The organism is Apibacter sp. B3919, from assembly GCF_026537405.1.
Classification (GTDB): Bacteria; Bacteroidota; Bacteroidia; order Flavobacteriales; family Weeksellaceae; genus Apibacter.
In genome coordinates this window covers 34,177-56,781 of the sequence record NZ_JAFNMG010000002.1, presented here as the reverse complement: position 1 = coordinate 56,781, position 22,605 = coordinate 34,177, and the positions used below count along the sequence as shown (strand labels likewise).

16 protein-coding genes and 4 tRNA genes are annotated in these 22,605 nt (G+C 29.7%); 5 read left to right on the top strand and 15 right to left on the bottom strand.

Annotated features, from left to right (window positions below):
• Window positions 1-86 precede the first annotated feature (86 nt).
• The 3 genes from J3U20_RS03545 to J3U20_RS03535 all read right to left on the bottom strand — a co-directional run bounded on the left by J3U20_RS03545 (window position 87) and on the right by J3U20_RS03535 (window position 6,952).
• Window positions 87-2,273, bottom strand: coding sequence for a thiol protease/hemagglutinin PrtT (locus J3U20_RS03545; protein WP_160541651.1), 2,187 nt, complete (start codon window positions 2,271-2,273; stop codon window positions 87-89).
• 235 nt (window positions 2,274-2,508) lie between these two features.
• Window positions 2,509-4,659, bottom strand: a complete 2,151-nt coding sequence (locus J3U20_RS03540; RefSeq protein WP_160541650.1) for a thiol protease/hemagglutinin PrtT — start codon at window positions 4,657-4,659, stop codon at window positions 2,509-2,511.
• A gap of 325 nt (window positions 4,660-4,984) precedes the next feature.
• Window positions 4,985-6,952 carry a S9 family peptidase gene (locus J3U20_RS03535; protein ID WP_160541649.1) on the bottom strand — a complete coding sequence of 656 codons (1,968 nt, stop codon included), beginning with the start codon at window positions 6,950-6,952 and terminating at the stop codon, window positions 4,985-4,987.
• A gap of 168 nt (window positions 6,953-7,120) precedes the next feature.
• Here J3U20_RS03535 and J3U20_RS03530 point away from each other — a divergent pair, with 168 nt between their 5' ends.
• The gene (locus J3U20_RS03530; RefSeq protein WP_185149843.1) at window positions 7,121-7,726 is read left to right on the top strand and encodes a 2,3-bisphosphoglycerate-dependent phosphoglycerate mutase; all 606 of its coding nucleotides are present in this window, start codon (window positions 7,121-7,123) and stop codon (window positions 7,724-7,726) included.
• A gap of 726 nt (window positions 7,727-8,452) precedes the next feature.
• Entirely contained in the window at window positions 8,453-8,806 is a 354-nt protein-coding gene (locus tag J3U20_RS03525; protein ID WP_160541648.1) for a DUF1493 family protein, read from the top strand.
• A 271-nt stretch (window positions 8,807-9,077) separates the two neighbouring features.
• Here J3U20_RS03525 and J3U20_RS03520 read toward each other — a convergent pair.
• The 6 genes from J3U20_RS03520 to J3U20_RS03495 all read right to left on the bottom strand — a co-directional run bounded on the left by J3U20_RS03520 (window position 9,078) and on the right by J3U20_RS03495 (window position 11,884).
• Window positions 9,078-9,149: transfer RNA gene (locus tag J3U20_RS03520), tRNA-Glu, on the bottom strand.
• Window positions 9,150-9,164: 15 nt separating this feature from the next.
• On the bottom strand, window positions 9,165-9,419 hold the full coding sequence (gene rpsT, locus J3U20_RS03515) for a 30S ribosomal protein S20 (protein ID WP_105296844.1): 255 nt from the start codon (window positions 9,417-9,419) through the stop codon (window positions 9,165-9,167).
• An 89-nt stretch (window positions 9,420-9,508) separates the two neighbouring features.
• Window positions 9,509-9,579, bottom strand: a tRNA-Gln gene (locus J3U20_RS03510).
• A 49-nt stretch (window positions 9,580-9,628) separates the two neighbouring features.
• Window positions 9,629-9,703, bottom strand: a tRNA-Val gene (locus J3U20_RS03505).
• Between the two features lie 96 nt (window positions 9,704-9,799).
• Window positions 9,800-11,023 carry a bifunctional folylpolyglutamate synthase/dihydrofolate synthase gene (locus tag J3U20_RS03500; protein WP_160541647.1) on the bottom strand — a complete coding sequence of 408 codons (1,224 nt, stop codon included), beginning with the start codon at window positions 11,021-11,023 and terminating at the stop codon, window positions 9,800-9,802.
• Window positions 11,024-11,122: 99 nt separating this feature from the next.
• On the bottom strand, window positions 11,123-11,884 hold the full coding sequence (locus tag J3U20_RS03495; RefSeq protein WP_160541646.1) for a class I SAM-dependent methyltransferase: 762 nt from the start codon (window positions 11,882-11,884) through the stop codon (window positions 11,123-11,125).
• A 275-nt stretch (window positions 11,885-12,159) separates the two neighbouring features.
• On the opposite strand from J3U20_RS03495, the gene nhaA reads away from it, so the two are divergent.
• Both nhaA and J3U20_RS03485 read left to right on the top strand, forming a co-directional pair.
• Window positions 12,160-13,347: a Na+/H+ antiporter NhaA gene (nhaA, locus tag J3U20_RS03490; protein WP_160542059.1), complete on the top strand. Its 1,188-nt coding sequence runs from the start codon at window positions 12,160-12,162 to the stop codon at window positions 13,345-13,347.
• Between the two features lie 43 nt (window positions 13,348-13,390).
• A complete protein-coding gene (locus J3U20_RS03485) occupies window positions 13,391-16,306 on the top strand; it encodes a M16 family metallopeptidase (RefSeq protein ID WP_160541645.1) in 2,916 nt (971 codons plus the stop codon).
• Between the two features lie 157 nt (window positions 16,307-16,463).
• On the opposite strand, the gene J3U20_RS03480 is transcribed toward J3U20_RS03485, so the two are convergent.
• The 4 genes from J3U20_RS03480 to aroQ form a co-directional block, all read right to left on the bottom strand.
• Window positions 16,464-17,087, bottom strand: coding sequence for an L-threonylcarbamoyladenylate synthase (locus tag J3U20_RS03480; RefSeq protein ID WP_160541644.1), 624 nt, complete (start codon window positions 17,085-17,087; stop codon window positions 16,464-16,466).
• Between the two features lie 32 nt (window positions 17,088-17,119).
• Window positions 17,120-17,509, bottom strand: coding sequence for a peptide-methionine (R)-S-oxide reductase MsrB (gene msrB, locus J3U20_RS03475; RefSeq protein WP_255410572.1), 390 nt, complete (start codon window positions 17,507-17,509; stop codon window positions 17,120-17,122).
• A gap of 153 nt (window positions 17,510-17,662) precedes the next feature.
• On the bottom strand, window positions 17,663-18,679 hold the full coding sequence (locus tag J3U20_RS03470; RefSeq protein WP_160541643.1) for an AI-2E family transporter: 1,017 nt from the start codon (window positions 18,677-18,679) through the stop codon (window positions 17,663-17,665).
• Window positions 18,680-18,715: 36 nt separating this feature from the next.
• Complete coding sequence (aroQ, locus tag J3U20_RS03465; protein ID WP_105296851.1) at window positions 18,716-19,144, bottom strand: type II 3-dehydroquinate dehydratase; 429 nt, start codon at window positions 19,142-19,144, stop codon at window positions 18,716-18,718.
• 96 nt (window positions 19,145-19,240) lie between these two features.
• Between aroQ and J3U20_RS03460 the strand changes: the two genes are divergently transcribed.
• Window positions 19,241-19,324 (top strand) — tRNA-Leu (locus J3U20_RS03460).
• 171 nt (window positions 19,325-19,495) lie between these two features.
• On the opposite strand, the gene J3U20_RS03455 is transcribed toward J3U20_RS03460, so the two are convergent.
• Window positions 19,496-20,659: an HNH endonuclease gene (locus tag J3U20_RS03455; RefSeq protein ID WP_160541642.1), complete on the bottom strand. Its 1,164-nt coding sequence runs from the start codon at window positions 20,657-20,659 to the stop codon at window positions 19,496-19,498.
• Window positions 20,652-22,475, bottom strand: coding sequence for an AAA family ATPase (locus J3U20_RS03450; RefSeq protein ID WP_160541641.1), 1,824 nt, complete (start codon window positions 22,473-22,475; stop codon window positions 20,652-20,654). The genes J3U20_RS03455 and J3U20_RS03450 overlap by 8 nt, the downstream gene beginning before the upstream one ends.
• Between the last annotated feature and the right edge of the window lie 130 nt (window positions 22,476-22,605).

Genomic DNA, 22,605 nt, shown 5'->3' with positions numbered 1-22,605 from the left:
CATTACAAATCTATATAGTTTTTTATAGCAAAAAGCGTTTCCTTTAGGTTATTGGGAAACGCTTATTATATATTAAATTTTATGAATTATTTTTTAATAAACTTATATTTCATTATTTCTTTTGATGTTTGAATTTTTACAATGTAAGATCCTGAACTTAATGAACTTACATTTACCCCATTAGAAGAATCTATATTGCTACGCAATACTTCTTTACCTGATAAATCAAAAATTGAAATGGATTTAATTTGTTGTTCTGAATCAGATTTAATATATAAAATATTTTTAACCGGATTAGGATAGATTACAAATTCATTTTTTTCATTCTTTAAATCTTCTATTCCCAGTTTGCCATTTACAATAGTAAGGGGAAGATAATTAACGGCTGCTCCTTCCAAGTATTGCCATTCTTGCCCATCATTTTCACGTGCAAAAATCCTGATTCGATACGCTCCATTAGCTATATCATCCGGTATGTAACCTGAAATTATATATGATCCATAGAAATAACCCTCTCTTAAATTATTTATTAAATCTTTTCCAAGTATATAGATCAATTTATCCTCCTCATTAGTCAAAGCTAAAGCTATCGTTCCATTAAAAGGTTTACATCGATTATTTCCAAATGAAAATTCTGCTTGCAGGTAATCTTTAGGTTTAGCTTGCCTTATGTTAGCCGTAAGAACTTTATTATTTAATAAATTAAGATTATGCGATTTAACACCATCCAGTAATTCAATTATACTTGTATCATCTACATTTTGAGCCGTTTTAACAGGTATATACGTTTCTCCTTTCTTTTCCACTACTTTTAAACGATACTTCCCCGCTTTAATAGTACTGTTTAGCGTATAATAATTATTGTTAAAATTAGAAGGATGATTACTTTCATTAAGTAGAGCTACCATTGTATTGTTAAGATCATATAAAGCCATGTATTGATCTTTATATATAATCGTATCTTCTATACTTATGTTGTATAAATCATGTTTTTCTACAAAACATTCATCTTTATATATTTTATTTTTAGAAATCGTAAGCTTATTTACAAAATATCTATTGACTTTTTCGCCTCCTTCATTGGGTTTTATATTAATACCTATACTTTGACCATATTTATATTGTAATGGGGCGTTTGAATTGTAATACCCGTCTTGATATCCTCCCCATCCAAAATTAAAATGTAAGAGTCCGTTGGAATCGTATCCATCACAAACAAATGCATGCCCTGATCTATTTTCCGTACTTCCTGAATAATAAATAGGTCTACCTTCATTTAATTCTTTTATTATGATAGTATTCCATTCTTCATCACTGATAGGTATTTCATTAAAATCACCTAAATAATATTGGCCTCGAATTATATAATCTACACTTTTGTCATAATCATAATAAGTATACAACGCTTTTAGTGCTTTCCGGCTAGAAGTCCCGCTTGCTTTTACTCCATATTTCATTTGAGCACTTGCTCCTATATGATACATTAAGAGCCCTACAGCCTTTGCTTGTTCATTAGTATAATTGGGAGTAGGTGAATTATAATATTCATTTGACATATTTGCCCAATCATACTCGTATTGATTTAAATCTATCTGGGGAATATTATAGATTGCATTGTTACTTGGATCTTTGGTCTGATAGGCCGGAATGAAACCAGTTCCTTTGTTGGGATGTTGATGAAATTTCATAATCTGTGCTGTAGCCGTTGCTACACAACCGGTATAAACTTTATAAGGTATTTGACTATTATAAGGCTCATCTTGATTCCATTTTGTTTTAAGTAAAGGCTGGAGCGGGGTAATCCTGGTATTTATGCCCTTATTTGAATTTCTATACAATTCCCATTCCTTTTCAATTTCTTTGGTAGGTTTGATTGAATTATCAAAAGCTTGTTGCATACCCAATTCTACGGTTTTCATCCAAGATTGGAAATTTTCCGGAAGATTGGCTGCATCGTAATATCCGGAATTGGAATATCCTATGATCGGATAATTTATATCGTCTGCTGAAATGATTATAAAGCCTTGCTTTACTCCAATGTTGTAAACATAGTAATATTTTTGAGAATGATTTTTCTTTAAGTTATTTATTTCATTCTCTGCCGTATAAACTAATTGTAATTGGAATCTTTGACTTTTTTTTAGGTTAGAAAATTGGTTATTAACAAAATTTTCTGCAATATGTTTTGCTTCCTCTTGATCTATTTGCTTAGACCATAAATATAAATTACTAAATATAAATAATAGTAAGATAGATAATAAAAGTTTTCTCATAATAAAATTTTTCAGTTATCCTCAAATTTAATAAAATAAATAATTATTTATTTTATTATTTTTAAAAAATATATATATTATATTAACATACTAAGTAATTAGACAACAATATGTCATATTTTTAATCAATTTTATTTTATAAAATATAATTTTTTTAAACCATAAAAAAAAGGGTGAAGAAAATTCTTCACCCTTTTTTAAATTTTATATGTTTTACTGATAATTTAAGTAAAATTTATATTTTAATAAATTTATATTTCTTTATTTCTTTAGACGTTTTAATTTTTATTATGTAAGCCCCTGAACTTAATGAACTCACATCTACCCCGTTAGAAGGATCTATATTGCTTTGCAATACTTCTTTACCTGAAAAATCATAAATTGAAATGGATTTAATTTGTTGTTCCGAGTCAGATTTGATATATAAGATATTTTTAACCGGATTAGGATAGATCACAAATTCATTTGTTTCATTTTTCAGTTCTTCTATTCCCAGCTTTCCATTTACAACGGTTAGAGGAAGATAATTAACGGCTGCCCCATCCAACAATTGCCATTCTTGACCATCATTTTCACGTGCAAAAATCCTGATTCGATATGCTCCATTAGCAATATCATCCGGTATGTAACCTGAAATTGATATATTATATTTATAATTGCCTATATCTAATTTAGTAGACATTTTTCCAATTATATATTGCAATTTGTCTAAATCATCAGTCAAAGCTAAAGCGACCATTCCATTAAAAGGTTTATATAGACTAATGATTGAAAATTTAACTTGCAGAGGATCTTTAGGACTGACTATGTTGGCATTTGCAGACAAAGGAGTCTTATCGTATAAATTTATATTATGTGAATTTGTAAATTCTTTAACTTCAATTATATTATTATCCCCAATACTATTATCTGATTTTATAACAACATATTCATCTCCTCTTTTTTGTACTAATGTCAATCGGTATTTTCCGGCAGAAATATCTGTTCCAATTGAAAAATATTTTGCACCATAATTTCCTATAATTGATTTCATTTTATTTTCATTAAAATCAAATAAAGCTATATATATATCATCAAAATTTGATTTATGTAATCCAATGTTGGCTATTTTATACTTCACTTCAAAGAACTCATTCTTTGATACTTTATTTTTAGGAATTGATAATTCTTTTACAAAATATCTAGCTATTCCTTGACCTCCTTCATTTGGTTTTATATTTATACCTATCCCTTGATCATATTTATATTCTAATGGGGCATTTGAATTGTAATACCCGTCTTGATACCCTCCCCATCCAAAATTAAAATGTAAGAGTCCGTTGGAATCGTACCCATCACAAACAAATGCATGTCCTGAATTTTTGTCCGTACTTCCTGAATAATAAACGGGTCTTCCTTCATTTAATTCTTTTTTTATTATCTCCTCCCATTCTTCATCACTTATAATTATATTTAGATTAGCATAATAATTTCCTCTTGCGACTAAATCTAGGCTTTTATCATAATCAAAGTACGTAAACAATGATTCAAGCGCATCTTTGCTAATAGCCCCACTTTCATTTACTCCATACTTCATTTTTACACTTGCTCCAATATGATACATTAAGAGCCCTACAGCCTTTGCTTGTTCATTGGTATAATTAGGAGTAGGTGAATTATTATATTCATCTAACATATTCGACCAATCATATACGTATTGTTGTAAATTTATCTGGGGAATATTATAGATTGCATTGTTACTTGGATCTTTGGTCTGATAGGCCGGAATGACATCAATTCCTTTTTTAGGGTATTGATGATATTTCATAATCTGTGCTGTAGCCGTTGCTACACAACCGGTAAGAACTTCATAAGGAATTTGACTATTATAAGGCTTATCTTGATTCCATTTTGTTTTAATAAGCGGTTCTAGTGCGGTAAGTCTGGCTTGGATACTTTTTTTTGAATTTCTATACAATTCCCATTCCTTTTGAATATCTTTGGTAGGTTTGGTTGAATTATCAAAAGCTTGTTGCATACCCAATTCTACGGTTTTCATCCAAGATTGGAAATTTTCCGGAAGATTAGCTGCATCGTAATATCCGGAATTGGAATATCCTATGATCGGATAATTTACATCGTCAGCTGAAATGATTATAAAGCCTTGATTTGCTCCAATATTATAAACATAATAATACTTTTCGGAATGATTTTTCTTAAATTTATTGACTTCATTCTCTGCCGTATAAACTAATTGTAATTGGAATGCTTGACTTCTCTTTAGGTTGGTAAATTGATTATTAATAAAATTTTCAGCAATTTGTTTTGCTTCCTCCTGATCTATTTGTTTAGACCATGCCGGCAGACAATTAAATATAAATAATAATAAAAATAAAAAAATTCTCATAGTGATTTGTTTAAAAATTATATTCAAATGTAATAAATAAATGCATTTATTATGTTATGTCAATTAATTTATTTGACACATTTAAATTTATATATCTTAAAAAATACTCGTAACAATCACATTTTTAATGGAATAAAATTTTACCATAAATTGATAATAATTTTGATTTTTTTTATTTTTTAAACCATGCTTGATAAAAAGTTCTTTTATTCTTATAAAAAAAGGTTGAAAAAAATCTTCCAACCTTTTTTAGAACATTATTTATATATTTTAATTTTGTAATAGGTATAATAAAATATTATTATATTGAATGGATTATTAAAAACTAAAGTGTCTCGTTTAACCATTTAAAAAATTCTTTTTGCCAGATTATACCATTTTGGGGTTGTTGAACCCAATGGCTTTCTTCCGGAAAATACAAAAGTCGGCTCTTTATGCCCTTCAACTGCGCTGCTTGAAAAGCTTCAAGACCTTGAGTATAAGGAACTCGATAATCTCTTCCCCCATGAATAATTAATATAGGAGTATCCCAATTTGAAACTAATTTAATAGGATTAAATTCTTTGTAAGCTTTGGGTTGAGGATTTTCCCAATAAGATCCTCCTATATCATAATTGGGAAAGAATATTTCTTCGGTTGATCCATACATGGATTCTAAGTCAAATACCCCACAATGTGAAATAAAAGTTTTAAATCTTTTCTTATGAATACCTGCTAAATAATAAACCGAATAACCGCCATAACTGGCACCTACAGCACCTAAACGATTTTTGTCCACATAGGGTTCTTTAGAAACTTCATCAATAGCAGATAAATAGTCTCTCATAGGTTGTCCACCCCAGTCACCTGATATCTCTTCGTTCCATTTCACGCCGAAAGAAGGCAATCCTCTTCGATTGGGGGCTACAACAATATAACCGTTGGATGCCATAATCTGAAAGTTCCAACGGAAACTGTAAAATTGAGATACCGTACTTTGAGGCCCTCCCTGACAGTATAATAAAGTAGGGTATTTTTTATTTTTATCAAAATCAGGAGGAAATATTACCCAAACCAACATTTTTTTTTCGTCGGTGGTATTAATCCACCTTTCTTCAACTATACAACTTTTTATCTTTTGATAGAGTTCATCATTTACTGAAGTTAACTTAGTTTCTACTCCGGTTTTAATATTTACTTTATAAATTTCAGACGCATGATTCATGTCTTGACGCTCTCCAACCAAATAATCTCCGGTGATACGTATACTAATATAATCATGCTGACCGTTAGTAATTTGTCTAATTTTTTTTGTTTTGATATCTAACTCAAAAAATTGTTTAGTAGCATTGATACCGGCCAAAAAATAAATTTTCTTTCCATTTTTAGCCCAAACATAGTCTATTACCGTATTATCCCAAGTTGAAGTTAAATTTATTGTTTTCTGAGTAGCCAAATCATAAATTTTTAGATCATTTTTATCTGCCTCATATCCGTCTGTCTTCATTGACAACCACGCCAACATTCCACCTTGTGGACTAAACTTAGGGTTAGTATCATATCCTTTATTTTCAACAGTTAAATTTTGCGTTTGTTGTGAAAATATATCATAAAGGTATATATTCGTATTGGTTGAAATTGCATCTTGAGTTCCGAAAAGTTTTTTGGATTGGTAAACTAAATATTTACTATCCGGAGAAAATGAATAACCTTCGGAATTATATTTTTCATCCTTATTGATATCCACCAAACTTCCGTTTGTACTACCAATGAATATATGTTTAAATTTTCCGTCTTTCCAGGTATCCCAATGTCTATACATTAAATGATCATACACTTTCACATCTGATTTTTCCATTGTTGGATATATATCTGTGCCTAAAACTTCTTCTAATTTCACCGATTTTGATATGGCAAAATGGTTGGAATTATTCGCATAAAGTAACCCGGAAAGAATTTCGTTTTCTTTATTTATTTTTTCTGTTTTCTTAGTTTTTAGATTATAAGAATAAATATCATCTCCCACCGAATATATAAATTCATTTTGTGAATGAAAAGACAACGCTTTTTCCTTGTCTTTACTTTCAGTAAGTCTGATAATTTGCCCATCTAGATTTAGATGATATAAATCTCTGGTACTGCTGTTTTCATCAACATTATAATATTGAACTCCATAAATAATGTCTCCGGTATCATTTACAGCGTCTATAGATACCCTACCTAAACTCCAAAGTAATTCAGGAGTCAAATTTTGTTTTTGTGCCATAGTAAAAATCCCAATTAGAATTGATACAAGTAAACTACTTTTTCTCATTACTAACTCTTTCCGTTTTTTGAAATAATTTCAAAATTAACATTTTCTTAAACACTTATTTCATTACTTCTTAACTTTAATCAGATTTATGGGTAAATTAATAGTCATTATTTTTATATTGGCACAATTATTTCAAGATAATATAGCTAATATAAATATTTTGTAATCATGGCAATTTTAGTATTACTGAGACACGGTCAGAGTGTTTGGAATCTGGAAAATAAATTTACCGGTTGGGTTGATGTAGAATTATCCGACAAAGGAAAAGAAGAGGCTAAAAAAGCCGGCGATCAGCTTAAAGGTTTACATTTTGATTATGCGTATTCATCTGCTTTGAAAAGAGCTCAAGAAACTTTACAAATCGCGTTGAATGAAGCCGGAATAAAAAATGTATCCACGAAATTTGATAAGGCATTAAATGAAAGAATGTATGGAGATCTACAAGGTTTAAATAAGGCTGAAACAGCTAAGAAATTCGGAGATGAACAAGTTCATATTTGGAGAAGAAGTTACGATGTTGCTCCACCTAATGGAGAAAGCCTTAAAGATACTGCAGAAAGAGTAATTCCTTATTTTGAAAGTGAGATAGTTCCAAAAATTAAGGCTGGAAAAAATATAATCATAGCTGCACATGGAAATAGTTTACGTGCTTTAGTTATGTATTTAGAAAAAATGACTCCCGACGAAATTATAAAATTTGAATTAGCTACAGGAGTACCCAGACTCTATGAATTAGATTCCAATTTACACGTTTTAAAGGTTAAAAATCTCTAATATGTGTTAACTTCTTATGAAATTAACAAAATTATATTTTTTAAGCTAGCTTAAAATAAAAATATTAAAAAAAGTTCTTTTCATAGTAAGTTATTCTCTTCGAATAGCTTTTCTCAAATATTTAACTAAACATATGGTCCTGATTTCAATTGAAATCAGGACTTTTATTTTATTCTATTCCTTATGAGTTTTAATTTTTAATGAAAATTTCATCAACAAACTATTCAAATTAAAAGCTTTTATATACATATTTTTAATAAAAAATGGTAAGTTTTTGCATATTAAAAAAACTATATTATATACCAATGTTTATGTTGTTATGCATTGTATTAATATACTTGTATTTTTATTCAATATATATTTGCAATTTACTATATCTTTTTATACATTTACAAAATATAAAAACTTTATCATACTACATTAGATCACATACTTTTGAATAACCTAATATTGTCTAATTAGGTGTCTCCAACAATTACTTAGTAAAAAACGAAAGTCCTATCTTATAACCATTTAATTCACCTCCTTATCATAGTTGAAATTTATAAGTACTGCATTGATCTGTGTACTTTCTTAGTGATTGATATGAATTGACTATGGTATTGATTGGATTTGACACGTGAATAACTAGTTACGAATTTCAAATGACATTCTGTGTCTTTGAATAAAAATAATCATATTATTAATGATGTAGTTAAAATAAGAGGTATCATAAATTTAATAAACATGGTTGATCATAAATTACAATTATTTTTAGAGAAAGTTTTATTATCCCAATGGGAGAATAGAATACAATTTAAACCTGAAATGAAATTATATGAAGATTTTGGATTAATTGGACATGATGCAAATGATTTTCTTACATATTTTACGAAAGAATTTAATGTAACGATTAGCAATGAATTTAAATTTAACGAAAGGTTTTATCCTGAGACTTATTCTGCTTTAGATATATTAAAAAGTATATTTAATAAAACCGTAAATATATTTCTTTATCAACGATTAATTTATGAAAAAGAATTAAAGGATCTTAGTATAAAAGAATTAGAATTAGCTATTGAAAGTGGGGTGCTATTATAATACAATTGATTTTACCAATAACTATATAATATTAAAAAATGATATTTTGCTTCATTTATTGTTATTCTAAACTTTTTAAATAACAAAAGGTCTCTATATTAAATAGATTTGAGCATTGGAGAATTATAAGAAGTCATTAAATCAAATAGCAAATAAACATTATAAAATTTTACAATTAATTTATTCATAATTTTTTCTTACTTTCTGAAATGACAATTAATTTACATAAAAAAGGCTTAAGTTACTTTTAGTAATTTAAGCCTTAGATTAGTAGCCCGTAGGGGAGTCGAACCCCTCTTGCCAGAATGAAAATCTGAAGTCCTAACCGATAGACGAACGGGCCTACTATTATTTTTATTTACGCTAATGCGTTAACGTGCTTGTTTAATTTAGATTTCAAGTTAGACGCTTTATTCTTATGAATAATGTTTCTTTTTGCTAACTTATCAATCTGAGAAAAAACAGCCGGTAATTTACCTACCGCTACAGTTTTATCTGTTTCAGCTCTTAATTCTTTAATAGCTGTACGAGCTGATTTATGATAATACTTATTACGTAATCTTCTTACGTGATTCTGTCTTATTCTTTTTATTGCTGACTTATGATTTGCCATTTTAATTCTTTCTTTTCATTATCTATTTGCGGTGCAAATGTAATTATTTTTTACAATCCTACAAATATACTTTTTCATTTAATTTGTTGTAGACCCACAGGGATTCGAACCCCGACAAACGGTACCAAAAACCGGTGTGCTACCGTTACACCATGGGTCTGTACCAACAAAAAAACCTTAACTGAAAAAAATCAAGGCTTTTCTTGTTGTGGGCGATGCAGGATTCGAACCTGCGACCCCCTGCTTGTAAGGCAGGTGCTCTGAACCAGCTGAGCTAATCGCCCCTTTAAAACAAAGATATTTAAGAGCTTTTCTTTATTACTTTGTTCCGTAATTGGATTGCAAATATACGCTCATTTTTTATACTTGCAAATATTTTTTTAAAAAATTTCTGCTACTACAAAATTACTTCCTCCTATAAAAATCAAATCTTCTTTGTCAGACTGGGTTTTAGCGGCATCAAATCCTTTTGCAACACTATCGAATTTTTGATAATTTTTGAAGTATAAATCTATTTTTTCGGAATATTCATTGGGATGTAGTCCTCTTTGAATAGCCGGTTTTACAAAATAATAGATGGCATCAACAGGCAATAGTGGAAATATTTTATCTAAATCTTTACCTTTTACAAAGCCGATTACAATTCTCAGTTTTTTATAGGTTACCCGTTTAAATTGTTCGGCCAATTGTTTAAAGCCATCCTCATTATGGGCTGTATCGCAGATAATCATTGGATTCTCACTTTGCAATATTTCCCATCTTCCTCTAAAGTTCATTGAATCTTTTACATGCAAAAGGCCCTTTTTAACCTGATCAACAGATATTGTAAATCCTTTATCATTTAAAACATCGATGATACTTACTACCGTTTTTTTATTTTTTTCTTGATATATACCTTTTAAATCTGATAGATAGTTTACCTTATTTTTTGTCGCATCTATATATTCGGCATTACGCTCTTGAGCAATATGTATTAGTAATTTTTTAACTTCTTCCTTATCTTCTCCAATAACTACAGGAATTCCGGGTTTAATAATCCCCGCTTTTTCTGTGGCTATTTTTTCAAGGGTATCTCCCAATAAATCCACATGATCCATCGATATACTGGTTATTGCACATACTTCGGGAGTAATGATATTTGTTGAATCCAACCTTCCGCCTATTCCAACCTCTATTACAGCTATATCAACTTTTTCTTTAGCAAAATAGCTAAAAGCCATAGCGGTCGTTAATTCAAAGAAGGAAGGATTAAAATCCTTAGTAAAATGATCTCTAATAGTAATTAAAAAATTATATACAAACTCTGCGGGGCATTCTTTTCCGTCAACCCTTATCCGTTCAGTGAAATTTTTAAGATGAGGAGAAGTAAATAATCCCACTTTATACCCGGCTTCTTTTAAAATGGAGGCGGTCATATTAGAAACACTCCCTTTTCCATTAGTTCCCGCAATATGTATGGATTTAAATTTTCTGTGAGGATTTCCTAAAATTTCACTCAGTTTTATTATATTTTCAAATCCGGGCTTATATGCAGAATTCCCGACATTTTGATAATTTGAAACTTGGGTATACAACCACTCTAAAATTTCTTCATATGTCTGCATGACTAAAAATAATACGATTTATATTATTAAAAATTAAAATACACTTGAAGCAATCCGTAAAATTTTAAATAACCATTTTTTAATAAAGAAATTATTTTTCTATACTTTTTTTACAATTCCCACATACTTTCCTTCAAATTCAACAATTATGGTTTGTAAATGATTTTGATTTACCCAATCCATAAAAGCAGAATTATCTCCAATATCATCACTGATAAAAAAGCCGTTTTTTTCTATTCTTTCCCATAGTAAAGGATAGGCCCACATTCTACCTTTATAACTTTTATCACTGTCATAATGGGCTACCTCAAAAGTCTGTTGTTCTTTGAATATTTTAGGCAGGGATTCTTTATCTGCTTGTCTAAATAATTTCCAATAGTTTCTAAGATTATCAGGAACTACACATCCAACAAATTTATCATTATTCCTGTCCAAATAAGGCATATCTGAACTATACAAATTTCCACCTCTTTTTTGTAAAGACAATAAAGCCGCCAGAGAACTCCATCCGTAAGCTACTCCGGTTTCTATAACATTTTTAGCCTGAGTATATTCACATAATGCGTAGATAAGATCTAGTGCTCCGGCTCCGCCCATTTTAACCGGACAAGCCGCCTCAATTTTTTTGGACTCCTCCATTGGTCCTGCAAAATCTTTATATAAAGAGTATTCATTTTTTGTAATCTGGTAAATTGCATCATGCTGACTGATTGCTCTTTCAGCACACCATATTTCGGATTCTTTTTTTCCTTGAACCGCGCTCCCTCTGTCGAAAATATTTTTATAAATTTTTCTTACTAATTCCGGATATAATTGTGGCCTGGCTAAATAACCGAATAATGTTCTTAAAACTGATTGCATTTATATTTTACTTTTTATTATACTGATATGATGCAAATGTAGTTAAAATACTTATACCATTAGATTGCGACATATATTGGACATATAGAGCGTTAATTCGCATGAAAAGGTTCGTTTTATCTTTTTCTCAATTTTTATAATTAAATAATTAATAGTATACCGTTTGATTTATAAGTGAACATAAATTTAAAAATTATATTTTAGCTATATATATATTATCCTCGATAATTCAAATCTTAATAATTCAATACAGTAATTAACAATAAATGAGTATAATGCGAAAAACGATTAAAGATTTTATGAATAATGAGAAGTCCGTCGGGATACTTCTTATCTTATGTACAATCTTTTCCATAATATTGTCAAATTCAACGTTTCACAATTTCTATCATAATTTTTGGGAAACATCGGTATCCTTCAAATTAGGAAATGAATATCTTTTTAGCACCCAGGGGAATGCATTAACTGTATCTGAACTAATAAATGATGGGTTAATGAGTATATTTTTTTTAATGGTGGGATTGGAACTTATCCGTGAAATACATATTGGAAAACTTTCCAATCGTTCGCAAGCCCTTTTACCTGTTTTGGGAGCTATAGGCGGAATGATTATTCCTGCGGGAATATATGCATATTTAAATTTCGGAAAAGACACCATTTCAGGCGCCGGAATTCCTATGGCAACCGATATAGCATTTGCGTTGGGGGTATTGAGTTTATTAGGAAAAAAAATTCCCTTGTCTCTCCGTGTATTTCTCACTGCCTTAGCTGTAATTGACGATTTAGGGGCTATTTTAGTTATAGCCTTTTTTTACACTAAAAAACTTTCTTGGATCTTTTTATTTTTTGCCTTGTTCATATGGACGATACTATTACTTTTTAAAAAACTAAAGATCAATCATTTATATTTATATATAATCGGCGGTATAGGAATTTGGTATTGCTTACTTAATTCCGGTGTACATGCAACTCTTGCGGGTATACTACTGGCATTTGCCATACCCTTTGAAGGTGGTAACCCCCATGGCCAAGCCATGAAATTACTATCTATACTCCAATTACCTGTCAATTTTATAATACTTCCTCTTTTTGCACTTGCCAATACAGCCTTATCTATTCATTTAAACATTCAAGAGCTTTTCTCTCAATCGTACACTCTTGGAATATTTTTTGGCTTAATCGTTGGAAAACCTTTAGGAATTATTTTATTTACTTATCTGGCTTGTGCTTTGAAATTTTGTAGGCTTCCTTCGGAAACAGATTGGAAGCAAATGATAGGAATCGGTTTTTTAGGTGGAATTGGATTTACTATGTCTATTTTTATTACCTTACTGGCTTTTAATCCGGCTATACATGCCGACTATATAACTCATGCTAAAATTATGATTCTATTTTCCTCCCTATGTTCTGCTTTAATTGGATATATATACTTATATTTTATATTCCGAAAAAATAAAATCTAACAAAAATCTTTTGTATTTTCACACCTTTAAACCTAATAATAATATGAAAAAAATATTTTTATTACTTGTATTAACATTTTTTATAATGACCACGAACGCACAAATCTATAAAACTAAAACAGTAACAGATTCAAAGGGGTATACTTATGAAACGGTAACGAACGATCCCTCCAATTCAAGAATTTATACGCTGAAAAATGGTTTAAAAGTATATTTATCCCGAAATAATGATGAACCAAGAATTCAAACATACATTCCGGTACGTACCGGATCTGCTAATGATCCGTCCGAGAATACCGGCCTTGCTCATTATTTAGAGCATATGATGTTTAAGGGAACCAGTAAACTCGGAACTTCTGATTGGGACAAAGAATCTATATTATTAAACCGTATTTCAGATTTATACGAACAACATAAAGCTGAAAAAAATCCAAAAAAGAAAAAGGAAATTTATAAAAAAATAGATGAAGTATCCCAAGAAGCATCTAAATACGCCATTGCTAACGAGTACGACAAATTAATTTCAGAATTGGGCGCAACCGGAACCAATGCGCATACTTGGCTAGATGAAACAGTTTATAAAAACAATATTCCATCCAACGAATTAGAAAGATGGTTATTTGTTGAAAAAGAACGATTTTCCGAATTAGTTTTACGTCTCTTTCACACAGAATTGGAAGCTGTTTATGAAGAATTTAATCGTGCTCAAGACAACGATATGCGTTTAGTTAATTATGAATTGATGGATGCTCTATTTCCTACCCATCCTTATGGACAACAAACCACTATAGGAACATCCGAGCATTTGAAAAATCCATCCATGAAAGCAATTCATGAATATTATGAGACTTATTATGTTCCTAATAATATGGCAATTGTATTGGTGGGCGACTTAAATTTTGATGAAACCATACAATTAGTCGATACCTATTTCGGCAGTTTCAAATATAAAGAATTGCCCGTTTTGAAAAAACCCATTGAACAGCCGTTGACCTCTGTTGTTAAAAGAGTAGTAAAAAGTCCATCTTCAGAAAGAATCCAATTAGCTTTTAGGTGTAGTGGAGCCGGAAGCAAGGAGGCTCTTTACGTTAAAATGGTTAATATGATTTTGAATAATTCCGGTGCGGGGTTAATCGATATAAATATCAATCAAAAACAATTAGCTCAAGGGGCTGGATCTTACATATCTATTTTTAAAGACTATGGTCTTCATTCCTTATATGGAGCTCCAAGAGAAGGACAATCTTTAGAACAAGTACAAAAACTTTTACTAGATCAGTTAGAAATCATAAAAAAAGGAAATTTTGATGATTGGTTGATTAAAGCTATTGTCAATGATTTAAAAACGCAACGCATCAGCAGCTGGGACACAGCTAACGGAGTAGCAACTCAAATGTATAATGCTTTTATCCAAAATTTATCTTGGCAACAAATTTTAGATGAATTTAATGAGTTGGATAAAATGAATAAAGAGAGTATTGTAAAATTTGCCAATGAATTTTATAAGGATAACTATGTTGTGGTTTATAAAGAAAAAGGAACCAATGATAAACTGGTTCGAGTTGAAAATCCGGGAATAACTCCAATAACTTTAAATCGTACGGAACAATCAGATTTTTATAAAAAATTCTCGCAACTTACCGAAAAAGAAATTCAACCTCAATTTATAGACTATAAAAAATTAATAACTTTTGATCATGTAAAAAATATTCCTCTTTCTTATATTAAAAATTCAAATAACGAATTAGGAAATTTATATTATATATTTGACTTTGGATCAGATAACAATGAAGAATTGGATCTGGCCTTAAATTATCTTTCACTTCTGGGCACTGATAAGTATACAAAATCTAATCTTGAAAAAGAGTTCTATAAAATAGGAATCAGTTATTCTATTCAAGTCCAAAATGAACAAATTTTCCTAAACCTGCAAGGTTTAGAAAAAAATATCCCAAAAGGTATAGAATTATTTGAACATTTTTTGCAAAATGCTAATCCTGATTCAGAAACATATCAAAAATATGTACAAACTATACTTAAAGCCAGAAAAAATTCTAAATTAAATAAACAGGCAATACTGAATGCTTTAGCTTTGTATGCCCGTTATGGAGAAAATAATAGATTAAGAAATTCTATTTCTGAAGCGGATTTATTAAACAAAAAACCTGCGGACTTAGTTAAGATATGTAAAAGTTTATTTGATTACAAACATGAAATATTTTACTATGGACCGAATGAATCTGTTATTAAAAAAGCGGTTCAAAAATATCATAATTTCGGAAGCGGAAAAGAGTATAATTCCCCTATAACTTATAAGGAACTTGCTTCTGACGGCAGCTTGTTTTTTGCTCCGTACGACATGGTACAAGCCGAAATACTTTTCCAATCAAGAGGAAATAAATTTGATGTAGCTAAAATGCCTTATGCAAAAGTATTTGGTGAGTATTTCGGCAGAGGTCTGTCTTCCATTGTTTTTCAAGAAATTCGTGAAAGTAAATCATTAGCTTATTCTGCTTACGCCAGTTATACCATCGCCTCTGATAAGGATAAATACGATTATGTTTCTTCCTATATTGGAACTCAAGCCAATAAATTACCACAAGCTGTTGACGCAATGAAAGATTTAATGAACAATATGCCTGAAATTACTAAACAATTTGAAAATGCTAAAAAAAGTGCTTTGAAACAAATTGCTTCAGACCGTATCACTAAATCAGCAATTTATTGGTCCTATCTTTCCGCCAAAAAAAGAGGAATTGATTATGATTTAAGAAAAGATATGTATTCTCAAATACAATCATTGCAACTTAAAGATCTTAAAGATTTTTTTAATCGTGAAATCAAGGGAAAAACCTATAATGTATCTTTAATTGGAAAAAAGGAAAATCTAAATTGGAATTCGGTTAAAAAATTAGGAACAGTTCATGAATTATCTATTGATGAATTATTTAATTATTAATACATCTTATTCTACATGAATTGTTTAAATTAATATCCTATTAAAAAAGAAAATTTTCAAATTTTATAAGAAAAGAACCGAATAATTATATTCGGTTCTTTTTTACTTTTTATATAAACTGACTTTTTCGATCAGAAATAGTAAATGTAAATGGAAATTAAATATACAGATCTAAATCACCTTTTCCCCGGCGGAGTATTTCCGGACTCCCGGAAGTTAAATCTACAACCGTGGAAGGAGTATAACCTCCCGCACCGCTATCAATAACTATATCTACTAATTTATCATATTTCTCGGCTATTAATTCGGGATCTGTAATATATTCTAAAATCTCGTCATCATCATGTGTTGAAGTGGATGCTATGGGATTGCCTAAATTTTCAACGATCATTCTAGGAATACTATGATCGGGAATTCTAATTCCTACTGTTTTTTTATTCTTATAATAAGAGGGCAGCGTATTGGAAGCCGCAAGAATATAAGTAAAAGGCCCCGGCAAAGTTCTTTTCAGAAGTTTAAATAGATTCGTTTCTATGGGCTTAGTGTACTGAGATAAATTTCGTAAATCATTACAAACAAAGGAAAAGTTTGTTTTTTCCAGTTTAACATTTTTAATTCTGGAAAGCTTTTCCATGGCTTTGTGATTAAAAATATCACAACCCAATCCATAAACCGTATCGGTAGGATAAACAATAATTCCTCCCTTTTTTAATACCTCAACTATTTCATTAATTGCTTTTTCTGAAGGATTTTCCGGATAAATTCTTAGGATTTTGGCCATAATGTTAATTCTTACAATTGGTAAATAATGTATTATTCTTTTACAAAATCCAGTGAAGCAGAATTAACACAATATCTCAATCCGGTTTTTGTAGGGCCATCATTGAACACATGTCCTAAATGACTCCCGCAATTAGCGCAAAGGATTTCCATTCGGGTCATACCATGAGAAGTATCTAATTTTTCGATAATTCGGCCTTTGGCTATTTCATGATCAAAGCTGGGCCATCCGCAATGCGAATCAAATTTAGAATCACTATCAAACAGAACCGCACCACAAGCTTTGCAAGTATACACTCCTTTTTCAAAATGCATATTGAATTTTCCACTGTAAGGAGCCTCTGTTCCTTTTTCTCTCAAAATGTAATATTCTTCGGGAGAAAGCTGCTTTTTCCACTCTTCTTCTGATTTTGTTACCTTCATTTTTGTTTCTTTTTTTGTTACTTCTAATCTGTCTTTAGAAATGCAAGATAGTATGAGTAATCCCAAACCTATACTAACTGCCGACTGAAACAGTTTATTGAATTTATTCATGGTAAAAAACAAAATTCATTCCAATAGTAGAACTACATTTTCTTAAGGATTATCGCTAAATTCGTTATTGTAAACATCTAAAAGCAGGAAAAAGCCGGATAATAATATAGGGCCGAAAATTAATCCGATAAATCCAAAAATATTCATTCCTAATATTACCCCAAAGATGGTAATTAACGGATGAACATCGTCCAGTTTTTTAAGTAATGTAAACCTCACGATATTGTCCGATGTTCCAATAATTATAATGCCGTACAATAAAATAAATACAGATTGCCAGGTTTCTCCGGAGGTGAACAATAAAATGGCAACCGGAACATAGGCCAATGCAGAACCTACAATAGGCAACATGGATGTAAATGTTGTAACCGCAAACCAAAACCATAAATTATCCAATCCTACAATGGCATAGCCGACAGCTCCTACCATTCCTTGAACAACAGCAACTAATGGGATGCCGATGGCATTGGATTGGATCATTTTTTTCAACCTTTGCCCTAGCCTTTCGGTATTTTGTTTTTTTAAGGGAGACCACTTTAAAAAGGTGCTTTCAATTTTCCTGATATTCATAATCATAAAATAGAATAAAACAAAAGAAAAGAAAAAAACAACTACAGAATTTACCGTTGAATTTAATATTTTAGGCACGACCCTGCCTACCCAGGTGGTCGCTTGAATGATATTGTCTTTGCTAAGTATATTTAGTCCGTATTTTGTTTGTAAATCATTTACAATACTGACCAGTGAATTATTTATTTTATCAAAATAAGTTATAGCCGTATGTACCTGAGAATAGGTCAATTCAATAATAAAATAAACCGGAATCGAAATGATCAATAAGGCAAGAAGAAAAACTATACTAATTGATATCCATTTTTTCAATCCCTTTTTTTCTGTCAGATATAAGAAAAAATCTTTGGATAAGGCATATAATGTAATTGCTCCTAAAAAGCTGGGAAGAAATATAGCCAACTGACTTATAATAAGGATAAAAAGAGATATTATTATAATCAAAAACAATATCTGATGTATTACTTTTCCACTTATTTTTTCATTCATTTATACTATCAATTACTTATTATTTATACTCGCTAGTTAAGGTTGTTTCATTTTTATTAAATATTCAATAGCTTCTTCATAACCGGGTAATCCTTTGCCTTTAATCTGATGTACACAAGCATCTTTAATGACTGAAATTTTTCTAAATTCTTCTCTTTTTTCAATATCGGAAATATGAACTTCAATAGCCGGTGCGGTTACTGATTTTATAGCATCGTGTATTGCATAGGAATAATGGGTATATGCTCCCGGATTAATTACAATACCTTCACATTTAAAACCTTTTTCATGAATCTTATCAATAATCGAGCCCTCATGGTTGGTTTGATAGTATTCTAATTCCACATCAATAAATTTTTTTTGCAAATGTTTAAAATAATCTTCAAAAGAATAATGACCGTAAATATCTGTTTCTCTTTGTCCAAGCAGGTTTAAATTAGGACCATTTATAATTAATATTTTCATAATCTTTTTTTACGAATATAAGGAAGAATGAATGAAATAAAAACATAAATTTTGGCGAAAAAGAATATTTAAGTATATTTGCACACCTGAAAAAATGCCCAGGTGGCGGAATTGGTAGACGCGCTGGACTCAAAATCCAGTGGTAGCAATATCGTGCGGGTTCGATTCCCGCCCTGGGTACATGTAAATCGCAACATGTTTATTTATAAACAGTTGCGATTTTTTTATATTTTACCTATAGATTTAGATTTCTTTAACTTTTACCTTAACCATTTTAGCAAACCCGAGCTTTTACGCCTGGTTTTTACTATCTTTTCGATCTCTCTGATTTTTATCGAATTTTTGTAAAAATTAGCTAAATTTATTTTTTATTGCACCCGTTGCAAAAGCAATATCTTTGGTTAATTTTGCTAAGGGTCTTTTAGTAAATTCTTTTTCATCATAAAAGTTGCCGTAAGCTAATTGATAGGCCTCTTCTAAGGTCAGATGAATATCGGGAAATGCTTGCTGTAAGGTTTCTATATATTTATCATTAAATAAAAATCTTTTCTTTATAATCTCTTGTACAATATCTCTGTGTTCATTTGCTATTTTATTATATTCAAAAACTTTGATATTTCCCTTTACTTTTTCTTGTAAACGTTGATCTTCATTTTCCTCATTTATTTTAGTGAAAACCTTTATTTCATCAGTTTTGCCAATAGCACCCAAATAGGTTTCCGGTTTGTAATCATATTTTATTAATTGGTGCTTAGGATTGGATTCATAGGGTGACAAATATTTTTCATAAGAAAAATCTACAGTTCCTTTGCAGTCTCTATTGCAAACACTGCATGAAGGAATCAAATTAAAAAAATTTAGTGCTAATAAAGGATGTTTACTTTTGGGCAAGAAATGATCAAGTTCGGGCCTGGTTATTTTTTTTACTCCTTTAGATAAAGTAAACGTATATTGGCGATTGCAATAGCAACATACTTGTATTCCTAGTTTTTTTGTCAATTGATAAGGTCCCCATTCTTTTTCCGGTGTAATTTTCTGAAACCAGTTTTCATAATCAAAAATCTTATTTAGCAAAATTTTATAATTCCTATAATTTTCTTCATATTTTTTATATAGAACGATGTCTTCTTCATTTGAACTTAAATCCAAACCTAAAATACGACGACAATTAGTATGTAAATCATTAAGTATATTTAAAACCTTCTTGAAATCTTTAAGTTCTTCACGGAATAAAGATTTATTTTTTAATTTTTTATATTTTTTATCAACACTTTTATTGTCTTTAAAGATTACTTTAATAAAAGAATTATATTGTGAATGATGAAGCTTATCTTTTTTTATATTATTTTCAATATCATCGTCTTCTATTTTTCCTTGATGGATTAATTGTATCGTTTCAAATAAATTTATATAAAAATCAACTCTTTTTTTAACTTCCTTGGAAATAAATGCAATGTGTTGTTCTCTGGCAGTTAACAGATCAGATTCTGAAACGCATTCTCGTATACTAATCATGAGTTTTGTTTTTTAGATTTTTAAGATAATTTAGTCTTTCTTCCAATTCTTGTATTTCATTGTCTATGGATGGCCCAAAAACCTCATTATACATTTTAATGAGCTTACTTTGGATTATATGTTCGTCAACCATACGGATTAAATTTCTAATCCTTTGTTGTTCTTCGTCTGAAATGTCAATGTGTTGATTATTGTTTTTATTTTCAATCATCTTATTCAAAACATGGATCACTTCTTCAATTTTCTTTTTAGCAAAATCTCCCACTAATCCATCTTCTAAAAAAAAGGAATCTGCCAATAAATTTGAAATATTAGCGCCAAAAGTTTTTCTTTTGTTTGTTAATACTTTTGTATAATTTTTACCTTTTCCCAAAAAAAGGATATTTTGATGAGGTATATCTGAAAGAGTTAGAGGGTCATGGGTGGTAAAAATGATTTGAAGCTTTTTATTAACAAAAATTAAAGGTAGAACTTCTAAAAGCATGTTAATGTATTTCTTCTTCCACAAAGGGTGAAAGCATACATCTGCTTCATCCAGTAGAATTAAATATTCATCTGTATTATTCAATTTGTCTCTCTTTTTTTCAATACGATAAATTTGTTCATTGAAAATTGAAAATTGTTCATACATCAATTTTTCTCCACTGCTTAACTCTCTATCTGTAGAAAAATTAAATAAAGGCTTATGAGTAACTTTTTTAAAATGTTTTTTAAATTCCTTATTAAAATCCTGATAAGCATCTATAATTTCTAATGTATCTAAATTATTAGCAATGAAATCGTAATTGTGATAATCGCGATTATCGCGATTATCGCTAAGAAAATCAAATTTATTTGATTTTTCAATTGTTGATAACAAAACTTCAATTAATTTTTTTATTTCTTGTACAGGTAATTCAAATTCTTGATTATCAACTTTGATATAGGCATTATCTAAAAACCAATAAAAAGCTTCTTTAAGTCCATATATATTTTTAGTTTTTAAATATTCCACTGTTTTTTCCCCTCTTATAAAACCTTCTCGTATATATATGTTACCCGTTTTTCCAAAAAATAAACGTACTCTCTCTATTACAGCCTCTATAATTTTTACTTTTAAATTTTCTTTATCTTCATTATTTGAATAATCTTTTCTCTCTAATATTTTTTCTCGTTCTTTTTGTTTTCTGTCTTTATCATTTTTAAAATATTTAAAAAAAGGTTTAAATTTATCCGGCATATTTTTATTAGAAATAAAGTAACTATTTACTTTTATTTCAATATTATTTATCGTAGGCAGTCCCAGTTCTAATAATTTAGTATATACTTTTTTGTTTTTAATTAACCTAAAAATTCTTTCTAACATTGCATTATTATGAATTTTCAAGAACCTTGAAAATTCCGGGTCAGCATACTCTCTATCTTTTTTTAATATCGAAAACTTTGAAACTGTTAGAACATTTTTGGTTTTTGATCTGCTATTCGGAGTATCATCATATCCAAGAATTGAATTATAATAGAATATTAATTTAGAATTATGGGGTATTTCTTCCCCATCAGTTCCTATAAATTGGCAGTTACCATCTCTTATGGCTTTTAGCAAAGTAGATTTACCAGCACCATTATTTCCTACAATAGCGGATACCGATTGAATATTTTCTCCCCAAAAATTTGAAATGTACTTAGACTCTCTTTTTGAACCGGATGAATTTTTATTTTCAATATAATTTAAATCTATATCCATCGCCTCGTTAACCAAATTTAGTGTTAACGCCTCATGATCTGAGCCGAAAATATAAGGCAAGGTCCCTTTAAGGATATGTATTTTAGAAATCATAATATATTAGTTTTTTCAGATAATAAAGATAAAAATTTGTCTTGATTGAAATAAATTTTTTTAATCTTTATTTTTTTATTTGTCTACCATATATTTTACATTCTAAATACCTTAAAACATTTTTAGATCT